General features: G+C 59.1%; 18 protein-coding genes. 10 read left to right on the top strand and 8 right to left on the bottom strand.

The window, feature by feature from the left end; translation table 11 throughout:
- Nucleotides 1-84: 84 nt before the first annotated feature.
- Entirely contained in the window at nt 85-1,251 is a 1,167-nt protein-coding gene (locus D8B20_RS08755) for a methionine aminotransferase (RefSeq protein WP_145888509.1), read from the top strand.
- Nucleotides 1,252-1,265: 14 nt separating this feature from the next.
- Nucleotides 1,266-2,045, top strand: a complete 780-nt coding sequence (locus D8B20_RS08750) for a transporter substrate-binding domain-containing protein (protein WP_145888508.1) — start codon at nt 1,266-1,268, stop codon at nt 2,043-2,045.
- A gap of 72 nt (nt 2,046-2,117) precedes the next feature.
- Here the strand turns inward: D8B20_RS08750 and pepT are convergent, their stop codons facing one another.
- On the bottom strand, nt 2,118-3,347 hold the full coding sequence (pepT, locus tag D8B20_RS08745) for a peptidase T (protein ID WP_145888507.1): 1,230 nt from the start codon (nt 3,345-3,347) through the stop codon (nt 2,118-2,120).
- A gap of 116 nt (nt 3,348-3,463) precedes the next feature.
- Here pepT and D8B20_RS08740 point away from each other — a divergent pair, with 116 nt between their 5' ends.
- Nucleotides 3,464-5,059, top strand: coding sequence for an ABC transporter substrate-binding protein (locus D8B20_RS08740; protein ID WP_145888506.1), 1,596 nt, complete (start codon nt 3,464-3,466; stop codon nt 5,057-5,059).
- A gap of 12 nt (nt 5,060-5,071) precedes the next feature.
- Here D8B20_RS08740 and D8B20_RS08735 read toward each other — a convergent pair whose 3' ends face one another.
- Nucleotides 5,072-5,998, bottom strand: coding sequence for a LysR family transcriptional regulator (locus D8B20_RS08735; protein WP_145888505.1), 927 nt, complete (start codon nt 5,996-5,998; stop codon nt 5,072-5,074).
- 144 nt (nt 5,999-6,142) lie between these two features.
- Here D8B20_RS08735 and D8B20_RS08730 point away from each other — a divergent pair, with 144 nt between their 5' ends.
- Together D8B20_RS08730 and D8B20_RS08725 are read left to right on the top strand one after the other, a co-directional pair.
- A complete protein-coding gene (locus D8B20_RS08730; protein ID WP_145888504.1) occupies nt 6,143-7,564 on the top strand; it encodes a M20 family metallopeptidase in 1,422 nt (473 codons plus the stop codon).
- A complete protein-coding gene (locus D8B20_RS08725) occupies nt 7,561-8,835 on the top strand; it encodes an MFS transporter (RefSeq protein ID WP_145888503.1) in 1,275 nt (424 codons plus the stop codon). The genes D8B20_RS08730 and D8B20_RS08725 overlap by 4 nt, the downstream gene beginning before the upstream one ends.
- 38 nt (nt 8,836-8,873) lie before the next feature.
- Here the strand turns inward: D8B20_RS08725 and aldA are convergent, their stop codons facing one another.
- The 3 genes from aldA to D8B20_RS08710 all read right to left on the bottom strand — a co-directional run bounded on the left by aldA (nt 8,874) and on the right by D8B20_RS08710 (nt 11,279).
- A complete protein-coding gene (gene aldA, locus D8B20_RS08720) occupies nt 8,874-10,310 on the bottom strand; it encodes an aldehyde dehydrogenase (protein ID WP_145888502.1) in 1,437 nt (478 codons plus the stop codon).
- Nucleotides 10,311-10,842: 532 nt separating this feature from the next.
- The gene (locus tag D8B20_RS08715) at nt 10,843-10,941 is read right to left on the bottom strand and encodes a YoaK family small membrane protein (RefSeq protein WP_139807978.1); all 99 of its coding nucleotides are present in this window, start codon (nt 10,939-10,941) and stop codon (nt 10,843-10,845) included.
- 14 nt (nt 10,942-10,955) lie between these two features.
- The gene (locus D8B20_RS08710) at nt 10,956-11,279 is read right to left on the bottom strand and encodes a hypothetical protein (RefSeq protein WP_145888501.1); all 324 of its coding nucleotides are present in this window, start codon (nt 11,277-11,279) and stop codon (nt 10,956-10,958) included.
- Nucleotides 11,280-11,645: 366 nt separating this feature from the next.
- Here D8B20_RS08710 and rhaT point away from each other — a divergent pair, with 366 nt between their 5' ends.
- Nucleotides 11,646-12,680, top strand: a complete 1,035-nt coding sequence (rhaT, locus tag D8B20_RS08705) for an L-rhamnose/proton symporter RhaT (protein WP_145888500.1) — start codon at nt 11,646-11,648, stop codon at nt 12,678-12,680.
- A gap of 31 nt (nt 12,681-12,711) precedes the next feature.
- Here rhaT and rhaR read toward each other — a convergent pair whose 3' ends face one another.
- Together rhaR and rhaS are read right to left on the bottom strand one after the other, a co-directional pair.
- A complete protein-coding gene (gene rhaR, locus D8B20_RS08700; protein WP_145888499.1) occupies nt 12,712-13,578 on the bottom strand; it encodes an HTH-type transcriptional activator RhaR in 867 nt (288 codons plus the stop codon).
- 14 nt (nt 13,579-13,592) lie between these two features.
- Complete coding sequence (gene rhaS / locus D8B20_RS08695) at nt 13,593-14,414, bottom strand: HTH-type transcriptional activator RhaS (protein WP_145888498.1); 822 nt, start codon at nt 14,412-14,414, stop codon at nt 13,593-13,595.
- Nucleotides 14,415-14,703: 289 nt separating this feature from the next.
- Between rhaS and rhaB the strand changes: the two genes are divergently transcribed.
- The 4 genes from rhaB to rhaM are packed head-to-tail and all read left to right on the top strand — an operon-like array spanning nt 14,704 to nt 18,582.
- Nucleotides 14,704-16,185 carry a rhamnulokinase gene (rhaB, locus tag D8B20_RS08690; RefSeq protein ID WP_145888497.1) on the top strand — a complete coding sequence of 494 codons (1,482 nt, stop codon included), beginning with the start codon at nt 14,704-14,706 and terminating at the stop codon, nt 16,183-16,185.
- Nucleotides 16,169-17,431 (top strand): L-rhamnose isomerase, encoded by a 1,263-nt coding sequence (locus tag D8B20_RS08685; protein ID WP_145888496.1) that lies wholly within the window; start codon nt 16,169-16,171, stop codon nt 17,429-17,431. Before rhaB ends, D8B20_RS08685 begins: the two co-directional genes overlap by 17 nt.
- Nucleotides 17,432-17,435: 4 nt before the next feature.
- Nucleotides 17,436-18,278: a rhamnulose-1-phosphate aldolase gene (rhaD, locus tag D8B20_RS08680; RefSeq protein WP_145888495.1), complete on the top strand. Its 843-nt coding sequence runs from the start codon at nt 17,436-17,438 to the stop codon at nt 18,276-18,278.
- Nucleotides 18,268-18,582: an L-rhamnose mutarotase gene (rhaM, locus tag D8B20_RS08675; protein WP_145888494.1), complete on the top strand. Its 315-nt coding sequence runs from the start codon at nt 18,268-18,270 to the stop codon at nt 18,580-18,582. The genes rhaD and rhaM overlap by 11 nt, the downstream gene beginning before the upstream one ends.
- Nucleotides 18,583-18,619: 37 nt before the next feature.
- On the opposite strand, the gene D8B20_RS08670 is transcribed toward rhaM, so the two are convergent.
- Nucleotides 18,620-19,804: a sugar transporter gene (locus D8B20_RS08670; protein WP_145888493.1), complete on the bottom strand. Its 1,185-nt coding sequence runs from the start codon at nt 19,802-19,804 to the stop codon at nt 18,620-18,622.
- Between the last annotated feature and the right edge of the window lie 79 nt (nt 19,805-19,883).

Here is a 19,883-nt window from a genome sequence, read left to right as displayed (position 1 = left end):
AACAATTCGCTTGTGGACTCAAGCCGCGCGCCGTTGAATAGAAATCTGTTCAGGATAAATGGTTATGCAGCCAGCGGGGCGACAATGGGACTTAACAGCAGCGTCAATATCACGTCAAAACAGCCGGATGTCGGCACCACGATTTTCAGCGTCATTGGCCAGCTTTCTGCGCAGCATCAGGCCATTAACCTGTCGCAGGGCGCGCCGAACTTTCCCTGCGATCCGCAGCTGGTGGAGCTGGTCAGCACGGCCATGCGTGAAGGACACAACCAGTACGCGCCGATGACCGGCTTACCGGCACTGCGAGAGGCGCTGGCGGAGAAGGTCTTTACGCTGTATGGCCGGCAGTACGATGCCGGCAGCGAAGTGCTGATCACCGGCAGCGCCAGCCAGGGCATCTACATGGCTATTTCCGCGCTGGTGCATCCCGGCGATGAAGTGATCTTCTTTGAGCCGGCGTTTGACAGCTACGCGCCGGTGGTGCGGCTGCAGGGCGCGACGCCGATTGGCCTGAAACTGCAGTTGCCTGATTTTGCCATTAACTGGGCAGAGCTGCGTGCCAGCCTTACGCCGCGCACCCGGATGATTATCATCAACACACCGCATAACCCCAGTGCGCAGGTGCTGAGCGCTGACGATCTGGAACAGCTGGCTGCCCTGACGCGCCATACCGACATTGTGGTGCTGTCCGATGAGGTGTATGAACACATTTTGTTTGACGGACGTCAGCACTGCGGCATGGCAACGCATGCAGAGCTGGCGCAGCGCAGCGTGGTGGTTTCCTCGTTTGGCAAAACCTTCCACGTCACCGGCTGGCGCGTGGGCTATGCGCTGGCCCCGGCGGCGCTGATGGCGGAAATCGTGAAAGTCCATCAGTTCATGATGTACGCCGCCGATACACCGATGCAGGCAGGCTTTGCCCGCTACCTGCAGCAGCCGCAGCACTACCTGCAGCTGGCAGCGTTTTACCAGCAAAAACGCGACCGCCTGGCGGCACTGCTGCAGGATTCCCCTTTTACGCTGCTGCCGGCAGCCGGCTCCTTCTTTATGCTTGCCAGTTACGGACATTTCAGTGACGAAAGCGATAGCGAAATGGTAAAACGTCTCATCGTCGATCACGGCGTGGCGACCATTCCGCTATCGGCGTTTTATATGGATGGCACGGATAACAAATTCATTCGCCTTTCTTTTGCGAAAGATGAGGCAACACTGCAGGCGGGCGCAGAAGCGCTGTGCCGGGTCAACGGGTAAATCGGGGGATAATAATGAAAAAACGCAGTGCACTGTTTATCGCGCTGGGCATGATCGCGTCGGCTCAGGCGCTGGCGCAGGAGACATTACGTTACGGCCTGGAATCGCAATATCCGCCGTTTGAGAGCCGTAACGCGCAGGGCGACCTGGAAGGATTCGATATTGAACTGGGCAAAGCGATTTGCCAGGTGGGCAACTTTGACTGCAAATGGGTGGAGAGCAGTTTTGATGCGCTGATTCCGGCCCTGCAGGCGAAAAAGTTCGATGCCATTAACTCTGCCATGAACATCACCGCGGCGCGCGCCAAAAGCATCGATTTCACCAAACCGATTTACCGTATCCCCAGCATGCTGATTGGAAAACAGAGCGAGAAGCTGGAGCCGACCGCGGCGGCGCTGAAAGGGAAAAACATCGGCGTACTCCAGGGGTCAATCCAGGAAACCTATGCGAAAAAGCACTGGGAGCCGCAGGGCGTTACCGTGACCGCCTATCAGGATCAAAACCAGGTGTACAACGATATGGTTGCCGGCCGTCTGGATGGCACGCTGGTGATGTCTGCCGCCGGTCAGTCGGGCTTCCTCGATAAGCCACAGGGCAAGGGATTTGCGTTTGCCGGTAAGCCGGTTGAGGATGATGCCGTTCTCGGCTCCGGCATCGGTTTTGGCCTGCGCAAAGGTGACGCGAAGCTGAAAGGTGAACTGGATGCTGCGATTACGAAAGTACAGGACAACGGCACGGTCAGCAAGCTGGCAGCGAAGTTCTTCCCGGGGATTGACGTCACTGCCCGCCAGTAAACGCAGCGTGGCGCTATAACAGGGTGCGCTTTTCGGCGCACCCTGTCTGCATATGATAGCGGGCCGCCGCGGTCAGACCTTCGCCGCCAGATAACACAGCGCTTCCGCCACCTGATAAGACTTCACGAACGACGGCACCGGCAGAAATTCAAACCGTGAATGGAAATTGTGCGCGCCGGTAAAGAAATTCGGCGTCAGCAGGCCTTTTGCCGACAGGGCTGAACCATCGGTACCGCCGCGCATCGGAATCACTTTTGGCGTTACGCCCACCTGCTGCAGCGCCGTAAAAATCAGATCGATAGCGCGGCGATCTTCGCCAATCGCGTTGCTGATGTTGCTGTAAATGTCGGTGATCGTCAGCGCCACCTTGCCGGTGGGGTACTGCGCGGCGATCTGTTCCGCAACCGCCTGCAGCTGCTGCTTTTTCGCGGCAAACCCCGCCAGCGCAAAATCACGGATTGATGCCTTCAGCACCGCCTGGCTGGCATTTGCCTGCATGTCGTTAAACCAGATATAGCCTTCGCGCCCTGCGGTGTGCTCGGGCGTGGCCTGCCGGTCAAACTGTGCAATAAAGTCGTGCGCCATCAGTAATGGATTCACCAGCACGCCTTTGCCGGACATCGGATGAGCCGGCACGCCGGTAAAGGTGATTTCTGCTGACGCACCGTTGAAGCACTCATACACCACTTCTCCCAGTTCGCAGCAGTCAATGGTCCAGGCGAAGTCCACGTTAAACCGTGTTTCCAGATCGAGCGCTTTAGCACCGCGCAGCCCGATCTCTTCATCCGGCACAAAGGCCACCACCACATCACCGTGCTCGCCGTGCAGATTTTCCATCAGCGTCATGACCACGCTGACCGCCGCTTTATTGTCCGCACCCAGCACGCTGGTGCCGTCGCTGAACACGATCTCCTGCCCGATGTACGGCAGGATCTCCGGATGTTCCGCCACCCGCAGCCAGATATCCTGCGTCGGGTTAAGGCAGAGATCGTCACCGGTGAAGGTCAGCGTCTGCGGATGAATATCCGGCGAGAGCCCCACATCCACCGTATCGATATGGGTAATAAAGCCGATGCGCGGCGCGCCGGGACGCGTACCGGGCTTTACGGCGGTCACCGTGGCGTGCTGATCAATCATCACCTGCTGCAATCCCAGCGCGCGCAGCTCCTGTGCCAGCAGTTCCGCCATCGCGTGCTGCGAAGGCGTGCTGGGCAGGGTGGTGGAGGTGGCGTCGCTCTGGCTGGAAACAGCGAGATAGCGGTAAAAACGCTGCGTCAGCTGACGGGCAAGTTGGTCTGTCATCACAATTCCTTATTAGCTTTACGCTACAGGTGATACGCCTGACGGCGAAATCATGTTATTTATTAATTAAATACCGATGCGGACAGATGGAAGTCAACAAAAAGCGAGAAAACATAATGAAAAAGATGATGGCAAAACTGGCGCTAAGCGCACTGGGGTTAGCGGTAGCCGGCGGGGTATCAGCGAAAACGCTGGTCTACTGTTCTGAAGGGTCGCCGGAGAATTTCAACCCGCAGCTCTACACGTCGGGCACCAGCGTAGACGCCAGCGCCGTGCCGGTGTTTAACCGGCTGGTGGATTTCAAACCGGGCACCACCCAACTGATTCCCAGCCTTGCCGAGCGCTGGGACATCAGCGCCGACGGTACGGTCTATACCTTCCATCTGCGGCACGGCGTGAAGTTCCACAGCAACAAACTTTTCACGCCAACGCGCGATTTCAACGCAGACGATGTCATCTTCTCTTTTATGCGTCAGCTTGATCCGGCCAATCCCTATCACACTGTCTCCGGCGGCAACTACGCTAACTTTGAAAGTCTGGAATTGTCCCGGCTGATCAAAGCGATTGATAAAGTGGACGACTCTACGGTGCGCATTACCCTGGCGCACGCGGAAGCACCCTTCCTGGCCGATCTGGCATGGTACTTCGCCTCGATTCACTCCGCAGAATATGCTGACAAGATGCTGAAGGCCGGCACGCCGGAAAAGGTAGATATGCAGCCTATTGGCACCGGGCCATTTGAGCTGGTGCAGTATCAGAAAGATTCCCGCATTTTGTATAAAGCGTTTCCGGATTACTGGGAAGGCAAAGCCCGACTGGATCGGCTGGTGTTCTCCATCACGCCGGATGCCTCGGTGCGTTATGCCAAGCTGGAGAAAAACGAGTGTCAGGTGATGCCGTTCCCTAATCCGGCCGATCTGGACAAAATGCGCAGTAATCCGGACCTGGTACTGCAGCAGAAATCGGGGCTGAATACCGGTTTCCTGTCGTTCAATACCACCAAAGCGCCGCTGGACAAGGTGAAAGTGCGGCAGGCGCTGGCCATGGCCATCAACAAGCAGGCGATCATTGACGCCATTTTTAAAGGCACCGGAACCGTGGCGAAAAATATTCTGCCACCGGATGTCTGGAGCGCGGACAAAGACCTAAGGGATTATGATTACGATCCGCAGCGGGCAAAAGCGCTGCTGCAGGAGGCGGGGATTAAGCCGGGAACGGAAATCGCGCTCTGGGCTATGCCGGTACAGCGCCCTTACAACCCCAATGCGCGCCGCATGGCGGAAATGATTCAGGCGGACTGGGCGCAGGTAGGCATTAAAGCCAATATCGTCAGTTATGAGTGGGGTGAATACCTGAAGCGGGTGAAGGGGGGTGAGCATCAGGCGGCGCTGATGGGCTGGACCACGGCAACCGGCGATCCGGATAACTTTTTCGGCCCGCTCTATAGCTGCACCTCCGCGAATGGCGGTTCTAACTCATCAAAATGGTGCTACGCGCCGTTTGAGAAGCTTATCACCGCCGCGCGCGCCGAGCAGAATCAGGATAAGCGCACAGAAATGTATCGCGAGGCCCAGCAGATGATGCACGATCAGATGCCCGCAGTGATGATTGCGCACTCGACCATTTTTGAACCGGTGCGCAAAAGCGTCAGCGGCTATCAGGTCGATCCTTTCGGCAAACACATTTTCTATCCGGTCGATATCCAACCCTGACTGGCCGCTGCGTCAGGCCTGCCCGCGCGGGTGCAGTGAGGCTGCCAGCGCGGGCAGCTGTGTCAGCAGATAATCCGTAAAGTGCTGTACCGCAGCGCTGCGCGGCCTGCCGGACGGACGCTGCAGCTGCAGCGTGCGCTGACTCAGCTGCTCGATGCCGACCGAACGCAAGCGTAATCCCTCTCTTTCTGCCTCTTCCGGCAGGGTAAACGCGCTGCAGATGGTCACCGCCAGCGGCGTGTGCCGCAGAAAATGAAACAGCGTGGAAAAGTTATCGCAGGTCAGCACCGGTTCCGTAAGGTAGCCGCTCATATGGCAGGCCAGATCAAACAGCTGGCGCACCGTGGTGTTCTGCTGCGGTAGCGCCAGCGGATAGGGGCTGAGATCGGCCAGCGTGATCCCGGCTGCCTGCGCCAGCGGATGACGTTCATGCATCACCAGCAGCACCGGGGCCGGCCAGGAACCCGCCACCTCTACGCCGGGCTCCGCGTGCAGGCTGAACTGCAGAGCCAAATCGCATTCGCCGTTGCGCACCAGCGCCGCCACGCCCTGCGTCCCCGCCACGGTCACATCAAACAGCACGCCGGGATTCACCGCGCGAAAGCCGGCAATCAGGCGGGGCAGCAGACTAAAAGCCAGTCCGTCCGTGCAGGCGATACGCATCAGCGTGCGGCGCACGGCCTTCAGACCTTTGATTTCCGCCAGAGCAAACTCCATATCCAGCAAATTTTTACGCACGTGATGGGCAAAAATTTCACCCGCTTCTGTCAGCTGCATCCCGCGCGCGTGGCGCGTAAACAGCGGCACGCCCATCTGCTGCTCCAGCCGCTGAATCTGCCGGCTGATGGCGGACGCCGCCACAAACAGCTTGTCACTGGCCGCGCTCAGCGAGCCGCTGTCGGCGACAGCCAGAAAAGAACGAACCTCATGACTGATCATACAGATGCCTCAGGGTGGTGCATGCCTCAAAACCGGGCAGCCGGGCATTGCTTTAAAAGCAAAGAATACCCGATAAATTGATAATTGTGGCAACGCAGCCTTTCCGCAAAGATGAAAAAAACACGCTCATAAAAGCAGGCAAACATGACAGCAGAACAGGCAGCACAACAGGCAACCGCGTGGTTCGACAGCGGCGCGTTCCGCGAACTTCTGGCGCGGCGGGTGGCGCAACGTACGGAGAGTCAGCGTCCGGATCGTGAAGCAGAGTTGCAGCACTATCTGCAGGCGGAGATTGGCCCGCAGCTGACGGCGCTCGGCTTTACCCTCCACAGCATTGATAACCCGGCCGCGGCGGCCTGTCCGTTTCTGGTGGCAATACGGATTGAAGATCCGGCGCTGCCCACGCTGCTGAGTTACGGTCACGGCGATGTGGTATTCGGTGACGATGAGCACTGGCGGCAGGGGCTGTCGCCGTGGACGCTGGTAGAAGAGGGCGACCGCTGGTACGCGCGCGGCAGTGCGGATAATAAAGGGCAGCACTGCGTGAACCTGGCCGCGCTGGAGCAGGTTTTCCGGGCGCGCGGCGGGCGGCTGGGCTTTAACTGCAAACTGATTTTTGAGATGGGCGAAGAGGTCAGCTCACCGGGGCTGGCGCAGCTGTGCCAGCAGCATGCCGCGTTACTGAAGGCCGATCTGTTTATCGCGTCCGATGGTCCCCGGCTGAATGCGCAGCGCCCGACGCTGTTTCTGGGCTCACGCGGTGCGGTTAATTTCCGCCTTACGCTGCGCGCGCGCGATAACGCTTACCACTCCGGTAACTGGGGCGGAGTGCTGAGCAATCCCGGCACCCGGCTGGCAAATGCCCTGTCATCGCTGGTCAATGCGCAGGGGGTGCTGCAGGTCGCGGCCCTGAAGCCCACTTCACTGACGCCGCAGGTGCGTGCCATTCTCAGTGATATTACGGTGGGCGGCATGCCTGGCGATCCGGCGATTGACAGCGCATGGGGTGAGCCGGGACTGACGCCCGCAGAGCGCCTGTACGGCTGGAACACGCTGGAAGTGCTGTCGATGCTGAGCGGCAATCCGGCACGCCCGATGAACGCGATCCCGGGCGAGGCCAGCGCCGTGTGCCAGCTCCGCTTTGTGGTGGGAACCGACTGGGAAAACCTGGTCAGCCATCTCCGCGATCATCTGGTGCAGCACGGCTTTGACGATGTGGAGGTGTCATTCCTGCGCGGGTCGCCGGCAACCCGGCTGGATCCCACCGATCCGCTGGTAAGCTGGGTGTTACGCAGTATGGCTGAAATCAGCGGGAAGACACCGGCGCTGTTACCCAATCTGGGAGGGTCGCTGCCCAATGAAGTGTTTGCCGATATTCTGGGGCTGCCCACGCTGTGGGTGCCGCACTCCTATCCGGCCTGCGGGCAGCATGGCGTTAACGAACATATGCTGCAATCTATTGCGCGTGAAGGATTGCAGATCATGACGCGTCTGTTATGGGATTTGGGCGAGCAGGGCAACGCCCTGGTTGCGCAGCACCGGGCCCACCGGGGAGGTGCCGTATGAGCAGCATCAGCCCGAATGTCACGCTGACGCACAGCAAGCCGAATCTGCATAAAACGCTGTTTGCCACCTGTATCGGCAACGCGCTGGAGTGGTTTGATATTGCCGTATACGGTTTTTTTGCCAGCTATATTGCTCATGCCTTCTTTCCCACCCGTGATGCGTCGGTATCGCTGCTGCTGACGTTCGGCAGCTTTGGCGTGTCATTCCTGATTCGCCCGCTCGGGGCCATTTTGCTGGGCAACTACGCGGATCGGCACGGCCGCAAAAAAGCGCTGCTGCTGTCAATCAACCTGATGATGCTGGGCGGGGCGGTAATCACCTTTATGCCTGCGTATGCCAGTATCGGTCTGCTGGCCCCGCTGCTGATTCTGTTGGCGCGGCTGGTCCAGGGATTTTCTGCCGGCGGGGAGTTTGGCAGCTCAACCGCTTTTCTGGTGGAGCACTTTCCAGAGCGGAAAGCATTTATTGCCAGCTGGCAGTTTGCCACGCAGGGGGCGAGCACGCTGCTGGCCTCGGCGTTCGGCCTGGGCCTGACGCAGATCCTGACTGAAAGCCAGATTCAGGCGTGGGGCTGGCGCATTCCCTTTGCTTTTGGTCTGCTGATTGGCCCGCTGGGGCTCTATATCCGCCGCCACGTGCATGAGCCGGCCAGTTTCGCCGCCGCAGCGCCGGAAGCGGCGCCGCTGAAACGGCTGTTCGGGCGGCAGAAAGCGCTGATGCTGCTGGCTATCGGCCTGATGGTGATCTCCACCGCCGTGAACTACATGCTGAATTACGTACCGACCTATGCCACAAAAAATTTGCATTTGTCCGGGTCAGTGGCGTTTACGGCGACCTTGCTGGCCGGCGTGATTCTCACCGTGGTGACGCCGCTGATGGGATTATGGGCCGAGCGCATCGGTCGCGTGCCGCTGATGTGGGGCTCGCTGTTGCTGCTGATCCTGACCATTTATCCGGCTTTTGCGCTGGTAGTACGTCACACCACGCCGCTGACGCTGATTTTACTGGTGTGCTGGATGGCGCTGCTGAAGTCGGTTTACTTTTCCACCGTGCCATCGGTCATGGCCGATCTGTTTCCGATGGGCACACGCGCCAGCGGAATGGCGATCAGTTATAACGTGGCGGTAACGGTGTTTGGTGGTTTTGCGCCGCTGATTTGTACGCTGCTGATCAGCGCCACCGGTACCAGCCTGGCACCGGGCTATTATCTGATGGCGATGTCTGTGATAAGCGGTTTCGCGCTGCTGCGCAGCCAGCAGCGGCTGAAGTAGCCGTATCTTGCGGGCGGCCACAGCGCCGCCCGATTTTGTCAGCTGAACTGCAGATAGGCCACATGGGTTTGCAGATACTCCTCCAGTCCATGCCGGCCATCCGCGCCGCCCACCCCCGATTTTCGCCAGCCGGCATGAAAGCCCTGCATCGCCTCGAAGTTTTCCCGGTTAATGTAGGTTTCGCCGAAGCGCAGCTTGCGCAGCGCCAGCATCGCGGTGTTGAGATCGCGGGTATAGAGTGAGGAGGTGAGGCCGTAATCGCTGTCATTCGCCAGCGCGATCGCTTCGTCCAGCGTGCGGAAGGTCATTACCGGCAGCACCGGGCCGAAGATCTCTTCCCGCATAATCTCCATGTCCTGACGCACGCCGGTGATGATGGTGGGCTCAAAGTAAAAGCCTTTATCGCCCGCGCGTTTTCCTCCCAGAATGACATTCCCGCCTTGTGCGACGGCTTTTGCCACCTTTTCTTCAACCCGCGCCAGGGCGGCGGCGCTGATCAGCGGGCCCATATCCAGGTCATGCTCCTCTGCCGGATTGCCGCTTTTAATCTGCTGCATTTTGCGGGTCAGGGCGGTGATAAAACGATCGCAGATGCCTGCCTGCACATAGACGCGTTCGACGCAGTTACATACCTGGCCACTGTTGATAATGCGCGAGCTGACAATTGCGTTCACCGCCAGGTCGAGGTCAGCATCTTCCATGACAATTGCCGGCGCTTTTCCGCCCAGTTCCAGCGACACTTTAGTCACGTTTCCGGCGGCTGCCTGCATGGTGGCAACACCGGCACTGACGCTGCCGGTGAGGCTGACAAGGCCTACTTTGGGGTTCGCGGCCAGTTCCTGGCCCACTTCCGGCCCATAGCCATAGACGATATTGATGACGCCGCGTGGCAGACCAAGCGCATGAATGATTTCCGCGAACAGGGCGGCATTGTTGGGTGTAATTTCACTGGGTTTCAGCACCAGCGTGTTGCCGGTAATCAGCGCAGGTGCCGCCTTACGGGCAATCAGGAAGAACGGAAAATTCCACGGCAGGATGCCGGTCGTGACGCCTATGGCCTTTTTAAATACGAAGATATTTTCGTTCGGACGATCGCTGTTAACGATTTCCCCTTCGTAGCGCCGGGCCCATTCTGCCATGTAATCAAAATAGTCTGCGGTGAAGAGCACTTCGGTTTGTGCCAGCCCCTGTGTTTTCCCGCCCTCCGCTACGATCGTGGTCGTGATGTCCGGCTCACGCTGGCGAATTGCCGCCGCGATTTTGTGTAACCAGGCACCCCGCTCGGTCGCTGGCAGCGCTTCCCAGCCTGGCTGAGCGGCTTCTGCGGCGGCAATCGCGGCAGCGGCATCCTGGCGGGATCCTTCCGGCACGCGGGATAGTAACGCTTCCGTCGCCGGGTTAATGACCTCAATCCACCTGTCGTGCGGATTGGTAAGAAAAGCGCCATTAATGTAGTGGTGATGGTGTGTGGTCATGAGCAGGACTCCGCGTTGGCTTTATTTATCACATGGCAAAGCAGAGTGAAGCAGAACGCAGCATCGCACCTTATTTTCTGTGCCAGCTGAGCGCCGGAAATGGCAGCAAAGAGAAGGTTGGGGTGATGGGCGCAACATTACGGCAGAATGCCCGACCTGCAACTTTTATTGCTGTCAGAAGCGGTGAAAAGTCAGAAGAGGAGTTAATCACGCCGGAACGGCAACCCCCGCATCCCTGCGTGCCTCGGCACGCGGCATCCCTGCCGCGTGACGTCCGGCTTAGCTCAACACCTCTTCTGCCTGTCCGGCATCAGCGCAGCGATGGGCAGGGACCGACAACAGCGAAACCAATGGCAGAAAAGCGTGTGAGGCTGAGAGACTTGCAGCAGCCTCCGCGCCAGGGATGGCGCGGCGGCAGGCCCCAGGGAAGGGTTTATGCCGGTGCAGCAAGCCTCTCAGCCTTTCACGCTAGGGTAAGAGCAATAAGCGACGGGTTTTGGCGCCCGTCTGCGTGACAATTTTTTTAATGCTTTTATGAGCCTGGCATCATGGCACCGCTGGCGATAAACCACGCCAGAAAGCTGACACCTGCCACGATGATCGCAATGGGAAAAAGCAAACCGATTTTCATAAGCATCCTGTTTATTAAGCGAGCTGAAGGATCGCGCGATGGGTCTTCATCATACTGAACAGCTGAAACTGACTGGCATCGTCAACCTGTCTGACGTGCTCACCTTTCTGATAGCGAATCGCGTGAACGTGGCCCAGCTGACGCCATACCACGATGGCCGAAGCCAGCAGTGCGCAATTTTCTTCACTCTGCAGACAATCCAGCGTGGCGTAGCGGACGGGGTCCAGACCATTAAGGAACACGTTCAGCGCCTGCGGCGGCACAATAGCGCGGATGTCTTCCAGCATCACGCGGCTCACGGCCTGCGACAGTACCAGCGTCAATCTTTTGCTATTCATGCCTGTCCTTTGTGCTGACGATTTTCCCCCACGTTATACGGATTAAACGCCTGCGGGGGAAGCGCGCTGCGCGGCTTTCTCTGGCTGCCAGCGCGTGAAGCTTACTGGCAGTGGAGGGAAAATTGTGGCGGCCAACACAGCAGGATGAAAAAAGATCCGAATAATAAGCAACTTATAAAAATTAATACGCGCAACTCCGGCAAATATGAATTTGTGATCCGCATATTCCGAACTCACCGGATTTTGCCAGTGGCTTCGGCGTCCCGGCAGCCATTCAAAGGCTGAGCGAAAGTCACTCCCTTTAGACTGCTGCTAATCAGGAAACTGCGGTTTCCTGTCTGGCCTCAACCTTATGAAGGAATCACAATGAACAGTGCCATTATTGCCGGTATTTTCTGGCATCTGGTGGGTGCCGCCAGTGCCGCATGTTTCTATGCGCCGTTTAAACAGGTGAAAAAGTGGTCATGGGAAACCATGTGGTCGGTCGGTGGCATCATGTCATGGCTGATCCTTCCCTGGGCAGTCAGCGCCGTGCTGCTGCCAGACTTCCGCGCCTATTACAGCAGCTTCAGTCTGTCACAGCTGCTGCCGGTGTTTCTGTTTGGGGCCATGTGGGGCGTGGGAAACATCAATTACGGCCTGACCATGCGTTACCTGGGGATGTCGATGGGTATTGGTATCGCCATCGGCATCACCCTGGTGGTGGGGACGCTGATGACGCCGCTGTTGCAGGGGCGTTTTGTGGCGCTGTTCAGCTCTGCTGGCGGGCGGCTGACGCTGCTCGGGGTGCTGGTGGCGCTGGTCGGCGTGGCAATTGTTTCCCGCGCCGGTTTACTCAAAGAACGCGCGCTGGGAATAAACGCCGAAGAGTTCAATCTGAAAAAAGGGCTGCTGCTGGCGATCATCTGCGGCATCTTCTCTGCCGGGATGTCCTTTGCGATGGATGCGGCTAAACCCATGCATGAAGCCGCGGCCAGTCTGGGCATTAATCCGCTGTATGTGGCGCTGCCGAGCTATGTGGTCATTATGGGCGGCGGGGCAGTCGTTAACCTCGCGTACTGCTTTATTCGTCTGGCAATCCGCCCGGAACTCTCGGTCAGGCAGGACTTCTCCGTCGCAAAACCGCTGCTGATGGCCAATATTGCCTTCGCTATACTGGGCGGCACGATGTGGTACCTGCAGTTCTTCTTTTATGCCTGGGGGCACGCCCGCATTCCGCCACAGTATGATTTTGTCAGCTGGATGCTGCATATGAGCCTTTATGTGTTGTGCGGTGGTCTGGTTGGCCTGGTGCTGAAAGAGTGGAAAGCGGCAGGGCGCCGTCCGGTCAGCGTACTCTCCATCGGCTGCGTGGTGATCATCATCGCTGCCAATATTGTCGGGCTGGGAATGGCCGTCTGAACCTGGGGTGTCACAGCGCCTGACGTTCACGTCAGGCGCTGGCACGATCGCCGCCGGGCACGGGCGTGGCGATAAAGCGCTGGCGCCAGGCGCTGGGCGTCAGGCCCGTTTCGCGGGTAAACACCACAGAAAAATAGTTACTGTCATCAAAGCCGCAGCGCGCGGCCACTTCGCTGATAAGACACGCCTGCGTGCGCAGCAGGTATTTCGCCTGACATAGCTGCAACTGACGCAGGTAGTGACCAATCGTCATGCCGGTCTGCTGGCGAAACAGCTGCTTCAGCGCGCGCTCGCTGAGCTGATGCTGCTGACAAAAGCGGGCCAGATCAAACGGGCGGCTGATGTCACCCAGCAGCGCGGACATCAGTAAATCAAGCTGCTCGCCCTCCGGCAACGCCCACGGCCGGTTGGATGCATAACCGTGACGGCGCAGAATCAGCGCCAGCTGCAGGAAAAGCGCTTCGGAAAGCTGAATCGACAACGCGTCACTTTTACGGCTTTCCCGCTCCAGCTGACTGATCACGCTCCGCGCCAGCGCCATGCCGCGCGTGGTCAGGCGCCAGCCGGACGGCGCATCGCCCTCCTGCGGTGGCAGCAGCTGATCCCAGTCAAGTGCGAGACGAAAGCGATCGCGGCAGTAAAGAATATTGTCCAGCGCCAGGTCGTTGACGCTGTCATAGCTGTGGCAGTCGTTGTCACGAATGTAAAACACATCACCGCAGGTAATCAGCCACGGGCGATCGTTGAGAACATGCAGGCCGTTGCCGCGCCAGACAATCACGATCTCGCTGAACGCATGCCGGTGCGGCGGAAAGGAGGGCTGCGGCATGCGCTCCGCCACGGCGACAGGCAGGTTGGCGGCAGGGAAATAGTCCTCACGCGACAGGATCAGCGACATAGTAAAAGCTCCGGTTACACCATCTGCTGGCGCTCCATGCGGGGCGCGCAGCCAAATTCACGCCGGAACAGGGTGGAAAAGTGGTTGCTGTCCCCAAATCCACACTGGAAGGCGATGTCCGTAATGCGCATATCGCTGTGACGCAGCAGATGACGGGCCTGCAGCAGGCGCAGGCGGTTGAGATAGCGCTGCGGCGTGCTGCCGGTCTGCTGCTTCATCTGCCGGTGCAGCGTGCGCAGCGGGAGTGAGAAACGATCCGCCAGCGCATCCCAGGCAATGTCCTCACTGTAATGGGCGTTCAGCCAGTCGAGCAACCGGTGCAGTCTGGCTTCCGCATCCTGCGCTTCCGGATTGTGAGCCGCTTCGCGCAGCAGTACCAGCAGTTGCAGAAACAGCTGCTCCTGATGGGCCTGGCGTTCCAGCGACCAGCTGGCGTGCTGCTGCATCTGGTTAACCAGCTGTAACGCCTGGGCCATCACCTTCTGGTTAACGCGCCAGTGGGAAGGGTATTGCCCCGCCTCCTCACGCGGCAGCAATGCCTGCAGGCCGGAAAGGAAGCGAAAGTCCGCCGGGCTGCGGTACAGCACATTTGTCAGGCACAGGTTCTCCGTCTGCTCATAGAGATGCCGGTCGTGATCGCGCACGAAACAGACGCATCCGGCACTCAGGGTTTGGGGCTGGCCATTGAAAATGTGAATGCCGGAACCCTGTTCTACCAGCACGATTTCATGGAAATCATGATGATGCTCCGGAAAAGCCTGCTGGGGTACGCGGGGTTCAATGGCAATCGCGTAATCCCCGGCCGGGAAGAAATCAGCACTGTGCAACATCGTCATGATGCGCTCTCCGTTAACAAAACTGCAACCGAGTCTACGCAGCCGCCAGGCACCTTACCTTGAATTTTGAACCGGGCAGCGCAGGAAAATGGCGCTTTTTTTAAGATCGCGTAAGTGATTGATAAAAATGCGGCGAGGCTCACAACCCGGCCCGCAAGCGGTTTTGTGAGGTCTCTCACGAATACCTTTGCAAGCCTGCCAGCGACCTTTTATCGCTGGCACTGCCGGGAAGGTGGCGAGCCGACCAGCTTTTTATGCTGTCGCTATGTCATCACACAAAGAGCACGCCATGAGTATGCGTAACGTTGTTGCCATTGATATTGGTGCGTCCAGCGGGCGGGTCATGCTGGCGCAGTGGACACCCGGAAGCCAGCAGCTCACCCTGCGTGAAGTGCGGCGTTTTGCTAATCAGCGTGTGCAGCGGGCCGGCTATGACTGCTGGGACCTGGAGACGCTGGAAAAAGAGATGCGCGCGGGTCTGCAGCAGCTAATGCAGGAAGGCATCGTGCCGGACAGTATCGGTATTGATACCTGGGGCGTGGATCTGGTGCTGCTGGATGCGGCGGGCAACCGCGTCGGGGAAGCGGTGAGCTACCGTGATGGCCGCACCGCCGGCCTGATGGCGCAGGCCAGCCGCGACCTCGGTCAGCAGAATATCTATCAGCGTACCGGCATTCAGTTTCTGCCGTTCAATACCCTGTATCAGCTGCGCGCTCTGCATCAGCAGCAGCCTGACTGGCAGGCGAAAGTGAAACATGCGCTGATGATTCCGGATTATCTGCACTATCGTCTCACCGGGGTCATGAACTGGGAATACACCAACGCCACCACCACACAGCTACTGAATATCACCAGCGGCGAGTGGGATCGCGAACTGCTGGCGTGGGCAGGGGCAGAGGCCGCGTGGTTTGGCCCGGTCAGCACGCCGGGTAACACGGTCGGACACTGGATCAGCCCCGGCGGTCATGCCGTTCCGGTGATTGCCGTTGCCACGCATGATACGGCCAGCGCGGTGCTGGCGACGCCGCTGACCGGTGACGCGGCGGCCTATCTCAGTTCCGGCACCTGGTCGCTGATGGGCGTTGAAAGCCTGCAGCCGGTGATCAGCACCGCCGCACTGCAGGCCAATCTCACCAATGAGGGCGGTGCGGAAGGATACCGCGTGCTGAAAAATATCATGGGGCTCTGGCTGCTGCAGCGTGTGTGCACAGAACTGCATATCCGCGATCTCTGCCAGCTGGTGGCAGCGGCGGAGGCAGAGCCCGCCTGTCGGGCGCTGATAAACCCTAATGATCCGCGCTTTATCAATCCTGACAATATGGTTCAGGCGATCCAGGCTGCCTGCGCTGAACAGGACATGCCGGTACCGCGCACGGCGGCGGCGCTGGCGCGCACCATTTTTGACAGCCTGGCGCTGCTCTATTGCCAGACGCTGCAGGAGCTGAGCGCATTGCGCGCCATTCCGCTGCGGCAGTTACACATCGTGGGTGGCGGCAGCCAGAACCCGTTGCTCAATCAGCTGTGCGCAGATGCCTGCCAGCTGCCGGTGCTTGCCGGGCCGGTGGAAGCCTCCACCCTCGGCAATGCTGGCTGCCAGCTGATCGCACTGGGCGACCTGCCGGATGTGGCTGCACTGCGCCGCTGCATCAGCCGCAATTTTCCTTCTGACCTTTTTACCCCGCAGAACGCCAGCGTGCTCGCAGCCCATCAGGCTCGCTTTGCCGCGCTGAGCCAACCCGCTAAGGAACCCGCTTATGACAAAGCTGATTGAACAAGCCTTTGAGCTGGCGAAACAGCGCTATGCCGCCACGGGCGTTAACGTGGAACAGGTACTGGACCAGCTGGATCGGATTCCGGTCTCCATGCACTGCTGGCAGGGCGATGACGTCCGCGGCTTTGAGAACCCGCAGGGGCTGCTGACTGGCGGAATTCAGGCCACCGGCAACTATCCGGGCCGGGCGCGTAATGCCGCAGAGCTGCGTGCCGATCTGGAACAGGCGATGGCACTGATTCCAGGCGCGAAGCGGCTGAATTTGCACGCTATCTATCTGGAAAGCGACGGGCCGGTTGCGCGGGATGAAATCGAACCGCAGCACTTTCGTGGCTGGGTGACCTGGGCAAAGCAGCATCAGCTGGGGCTGGATTTTAATCCCACCTGTTTTTCGCATGCGAAAAGTGCGGATGGCTTTACGCTGGCACACGCTGATGCCGGCATCCGGCAGTTCTGGATCGATCACTGTAAAGCCAGCCGGCGCATCTCTGCCTGGTTTGGGGAACAGCTGGGCACGGCATCGGTCATGAACATCTGGGTACCGGATGGGATGAAAGATCTTACGGTGGATCGCTTCGCGCCGCGTCAGCGGCTGGCCAGCGCGCTGGATGAGATTATTCGCGAGCCGCTCAATCCGCAGCACCATATTGATGCCGTAGAGAGCAAGCTGTTCGGCATTGGCGCAGAGAGTTACACCGTCGGCTCAAACGAATTCTGCTTCGGCTATGCCTGCAGCCGCCAGACCGCGCTGACGCTGGATGCCGGACACTTTCATCCCACGGAAGTGATCTCCGACAAAATTTCCGCCGCCTTACTGTATGTGCCGCGCCTGCTGCTGCACGTCAGCCGTCCGGTACGCTGGGATAGCGATCACGTGGTGCTGCTTGATGATGAAACCCAGGCTATCGCCCACGAAATTGCCCGCCAGAACGCCTTTGACCGGGTGCATATTGGCCTCGATTTTTTTGACGCTTCCATTAACCGCATCGCCGCCTGGGTGATTGGCACACGCAATGCGAAAAAGGCCCTGCTGCGCGCGCTGCTGGAACCGACGGCATCGTTACGGCAGCTGGAGCAGGCGGGCGATTACACGGCGCGGCTGGCGCTGCTGGAGGAGCAGAAATCACTGCCGTGGCAGGCGGTCTGGGAGGCCTGGTGCCTGCGGCACGACGTGCCGGCCGATGCCAGCTGGCTGAGCGAGGTCCGTCAGTATGAACAACACATTTTGCGTCAACGCCAGGGGTAATCACATGCAAAACATACTTAACGCCGGGTTTGTGCAGGGCATGGTCAAAGTGACCAGTGATATGTGGCTTAAAGGCTGGGATGAGCGCAACGGCGGCAATGTCAGCCTGCGTCTGCTGCCGGAGGAGGTCAGCGCCTTCCGCGCAGATTTTTACCCCGAGCCGCGCTGCATTGAACTGAGCCAGCCCGTGCCGGCGCTGGCCGGTGACTGGTTTATCGTGACCGGTTCCGGCAAGTTTTTCCGCAACGTCCAGCTCGATCCAGCTGACTGTCTGGCGCTGCTGCAGGTGGATGACAGCGGGTTAGCTTACAAAATACACTGGGGCTTGTGTCATGGCGGCCTGCCGACCTCCGAACTGGCGGCGCATTTTCAGTCCCACAGCGTGCGCAAGCAGCTTTCACAGGGGGCCGATCGCGTCATTATGCATTGTCACGCTACGCATTTTATGGCGCTGAGCTATGTGGTTAATCTGGACCCGGCCCGCTTCACGCGCCTGTTGTGGGAGGGCAGCACGGAGTGTCTGGTGGTGTTCCCGGAGGGAGTAGGCATTCTGCCGTGGATGGTACCAGGCACCGATGCGATTGGTCAGGCGACCGCAGATGCCATGACAAAGCACAGCCTGGTGATGTGGCCGTTTCACGGTGTGTTTGGTGCCGGCCCGACGCTGGATGAGACGTTTGGCCTGATCGATACGGCAGAAAAAGCGTCTGAAGTGGTGGTAAAAGTGCTGTCAATGGGCGGCATCCGCCAGAGTATCACCACTGAACAGCTGATGGAGCTGGCCGAGCGCTTTGATGTCCGGCCGTGGCAGGCCGCGCTGCAGGCGGAGCGCAGTGATGTTGCGTAAGGCCTTCGTTATGCAGGTGCATGCGCACTGCCACGATGAATATCTGCGCCGCCACACGCCCATCTGGCCGGAGCTGGCGCAGACGCTGAAAGACCACGGTGTGCACCATTACGCCATCTGGCTGGACGCAGAGCGCCATCTGCTGTTCGCCAGCGTCGACATTGAATCGGAGGCGCGCTGGCAGGCCATTGCGCAGACGGAGGTGTGCCAGCGCTGGTGGGCGTCCATGAAAACCCTGATGCCCGTCAACGCCGATAACAGCCCGGTGAGCAGCGAACTGCAGCCCATGTTTTATCTGCGCTGATCAAAAAGGCGGCCCGCTGCGGCCGCCTGTCAACGCATTACCCGTTAGAGCGTAGCTGCGGATAGCGCCGGAAGATGGCGATACACCAGAACAGGGCTGCCAGGCCAATCAGCCCGCCGACATTTCCCACATCGGACATCTGCAGATGCTCGCTGACCTGGTTACCCAGTAACGCGCCGGCGCCAATACCGATGTTATAGATGCCGGAAAACAGCGACATCGCGACATCTGTGGCGTCGGGTGCCAGCGACAGTACGCGCACCTGCATAGCCAGGCCAATCATCATCATGGCCATACCCCAGATGATGCACAGCAGCACGATAGCCGCCGGGCGCACGGCCGCGAACAGCAACAGCCCCATGCACAGGGTGATCAGCGCAATGGCAGCGATCAGCAGCCCGGACGGAAACTTATTGCCCAGCGTGCTGAACAGCAGGCTGCCCAGAATCCCCGCCGATCCAAACAGCAGCAGCAGCAGGGTGGTAAAGTTCTCGTCCGCGTTCGCCACCAGCTGCATAAAGGGCTCAATATAGCTGTAAGCGGTATAGTGCGCGGTGACCACCACGGTGACCAGCAGGTACATTGCCACCAGCGCCGGACGGCGAAACAGCATCGGTACGCTGCTGAGCGAACCGGTATGCTCGCTGGGCAGGCGCGGCAGGACGCGCACCAGCAGAATCATCAGCACCAGCGCGGAGAGACCGATCATGCCAAAGGTGGTGCGCCAGCCAAGATATTGCCCGACGATACGGCCAATCGGCACCCCGAGCACCATCGCCAGGGCGGTGCCGGTCGCCAGCATACTCAGCGCCTGGGTTTTTTTCCCTGCCGGTGCCACGCGAATCGCCAGCGACGCAGTGATTGACCAGAACACCGCGTGTGCCAGGGCAATACCGATACGTGAAATCACCAGCGAGGTGAAATCCCACGCGAACGAAGAGAGGACGTGACTGGCGACAAACAGCACAAACAGCACCGCCAGCAGCAGCCGGCGTTCAATGTTGCGTGTCAGCAGCATCAGCGGCAGCGACAACAGCGCCACCACCCAGGCATAGATGGTGAGCATGATGCCGACATCGGCGGTTTTCATGGCAAAGCTGTCGGCAATATCGGACAGCAGGCCGACCGGCACAAACTCGGTGGTGTTAAAGACAAAAGCCGCGATGGCCAGCAGCACAACGCGCAGCCAGGCTGTTTTACGTGAAACGGTAGTTGATTGCATGGAATTCAAATTGATTTAGCGGCGGTCAGGAGGCGCCAGAACGCCTGATAAAGTGACCTAGGTCACAAACTTCTCCTAT

Source organism: Candidatus Pantoea soli (assembly GCF_007833795.1).
Classification (GTDB): domain Bacteria; phylum Pseudomonadota; class Gammaproteobacteria; order Enterobacterales; family Enterobacteriaceae; genus Pantoea; species Pantoea soli.
The sequence above is the reverse complement of the archived record's forward strand: the minus strand, read 5'-3'. Positions and strand labels throughout refer to the sequence as shown.

Coding starts and splice junctions, on each gene's coding strand:
- D8B20_RS08755 (WP_145888509.1), top strand. CDS start 85: ATGGGACTTAACAGCAGCGTCAATATCACGTCAAAACAGCCGGATGTC.
- D8B20_RS08750 (WP_145888508.1), top strand. CDS start 1,266: ATGAAAAAACGCAGTGCACTGTTTATCGCGCTGGGCATGATCGCGTCG.
- pepT (WP_145888507.1), bottom strand. CDS start 3,347: ATGACAGACCAACTTGCCCGTCAGCTGACGCAGCGTTTTTACCGCTAT.
- D8B20_RS08740 (WP_145888506.1), top strand. CDS start 3,464: ATGAAAAAGATGATGGCAAAACTGGCGCTAAGCGCACTGGGGTTAGCG.
- D8B20_RS08735 (WP_145888505.1), bottom strand. CDS start 5,998: ATGATCAGTCATGAGGTTCGTTCTTTTCTGGCTGTCGCCGACAGCGGC.
- D8B20_RS08730 (WP_145888504.1), top strand. CDS start 6,143: ATGACAGCAGAACAGGCAGCACAACAGGCAACCGCGTGGTTCGACAGC.
- D8B20_RS08725 (WP_145888503.1), top strand. CDS start 7,561: ATGAGCAGCATCAGCCCGAATGTCACGCTGACGCACAGCAAGCCGAAT.
- aldA (WP_145888502.1), bottom strand. CDS start 10,310: ATGACCACACACCATCACCACTACATTAATGGCGCTTTTCTTACCAAT.
- D8B20_RS08715 (WP_139807978.1), bottom strand. CDS start 10,941: ATGAAAATCGGTTTGCTTTTTCCCATTGCGATCATCGTGGCAGGTGTC.
- D8B20_RS08710 (WP_145888501.1), bottom strand. CDS start 11,279: ATGAATAGCAAAAGATTGACGCTGGTACTGTCGCAGGCCGTGAGCCGC.
- rhaT (WP_145888500.1), top strand. CDS start 11,646: ATGAACAGTGCCATTATTGCCGGTATTTTCTGGCATCTGGTGGGTGCC.
- rhaR (WP_145888499.1), bottom strand. CDS start 13,578: ATGTCGCTGATCCTGTCGCGTGAGGACTATTTCCCTGCCGCCAACCTG.
- rhaS (WP_145888498.1), bottom strand. CDS start 14,414: ATGACGATGTTGCACAGTGCTGATTTCTTCCCGGCCGGGGATTACGCG.
- rhaB (WP_145888497.1), top strand. CDS start 14,704: ATGAGTATGCGTAACGTTGTTGCCATTGATATTGGTGCGTCCAGCGGG.
- D8B20_RS08685 (WP_145888496.1), top strand. CDS start 16,169: ATGACAAAGCTGATTGAACAAGCCTTTGAGCTGGCGAAACAGCGCTAT.
- rhaD (WP_145888495.1), top strand. CDS start 17,436: ATGCAAAACATACTTAACGCCGGGTTTGTGCAGGGCATGGTCAAAGTG.
- rhaM (WP_145888494.1), top strand. CDS start 18,268: ATGTTGCGTAAGGCCTTCGTTATGCAGGTGCATGCGCACTGCCACGAT.
- D8B20_RS08670 (WP_145888493.1), bottom strand. CDS start 19,804: ATGCAATCAACTACCGTTTCACGTAAAACAGCCTGGCTGCGCGTTGTG.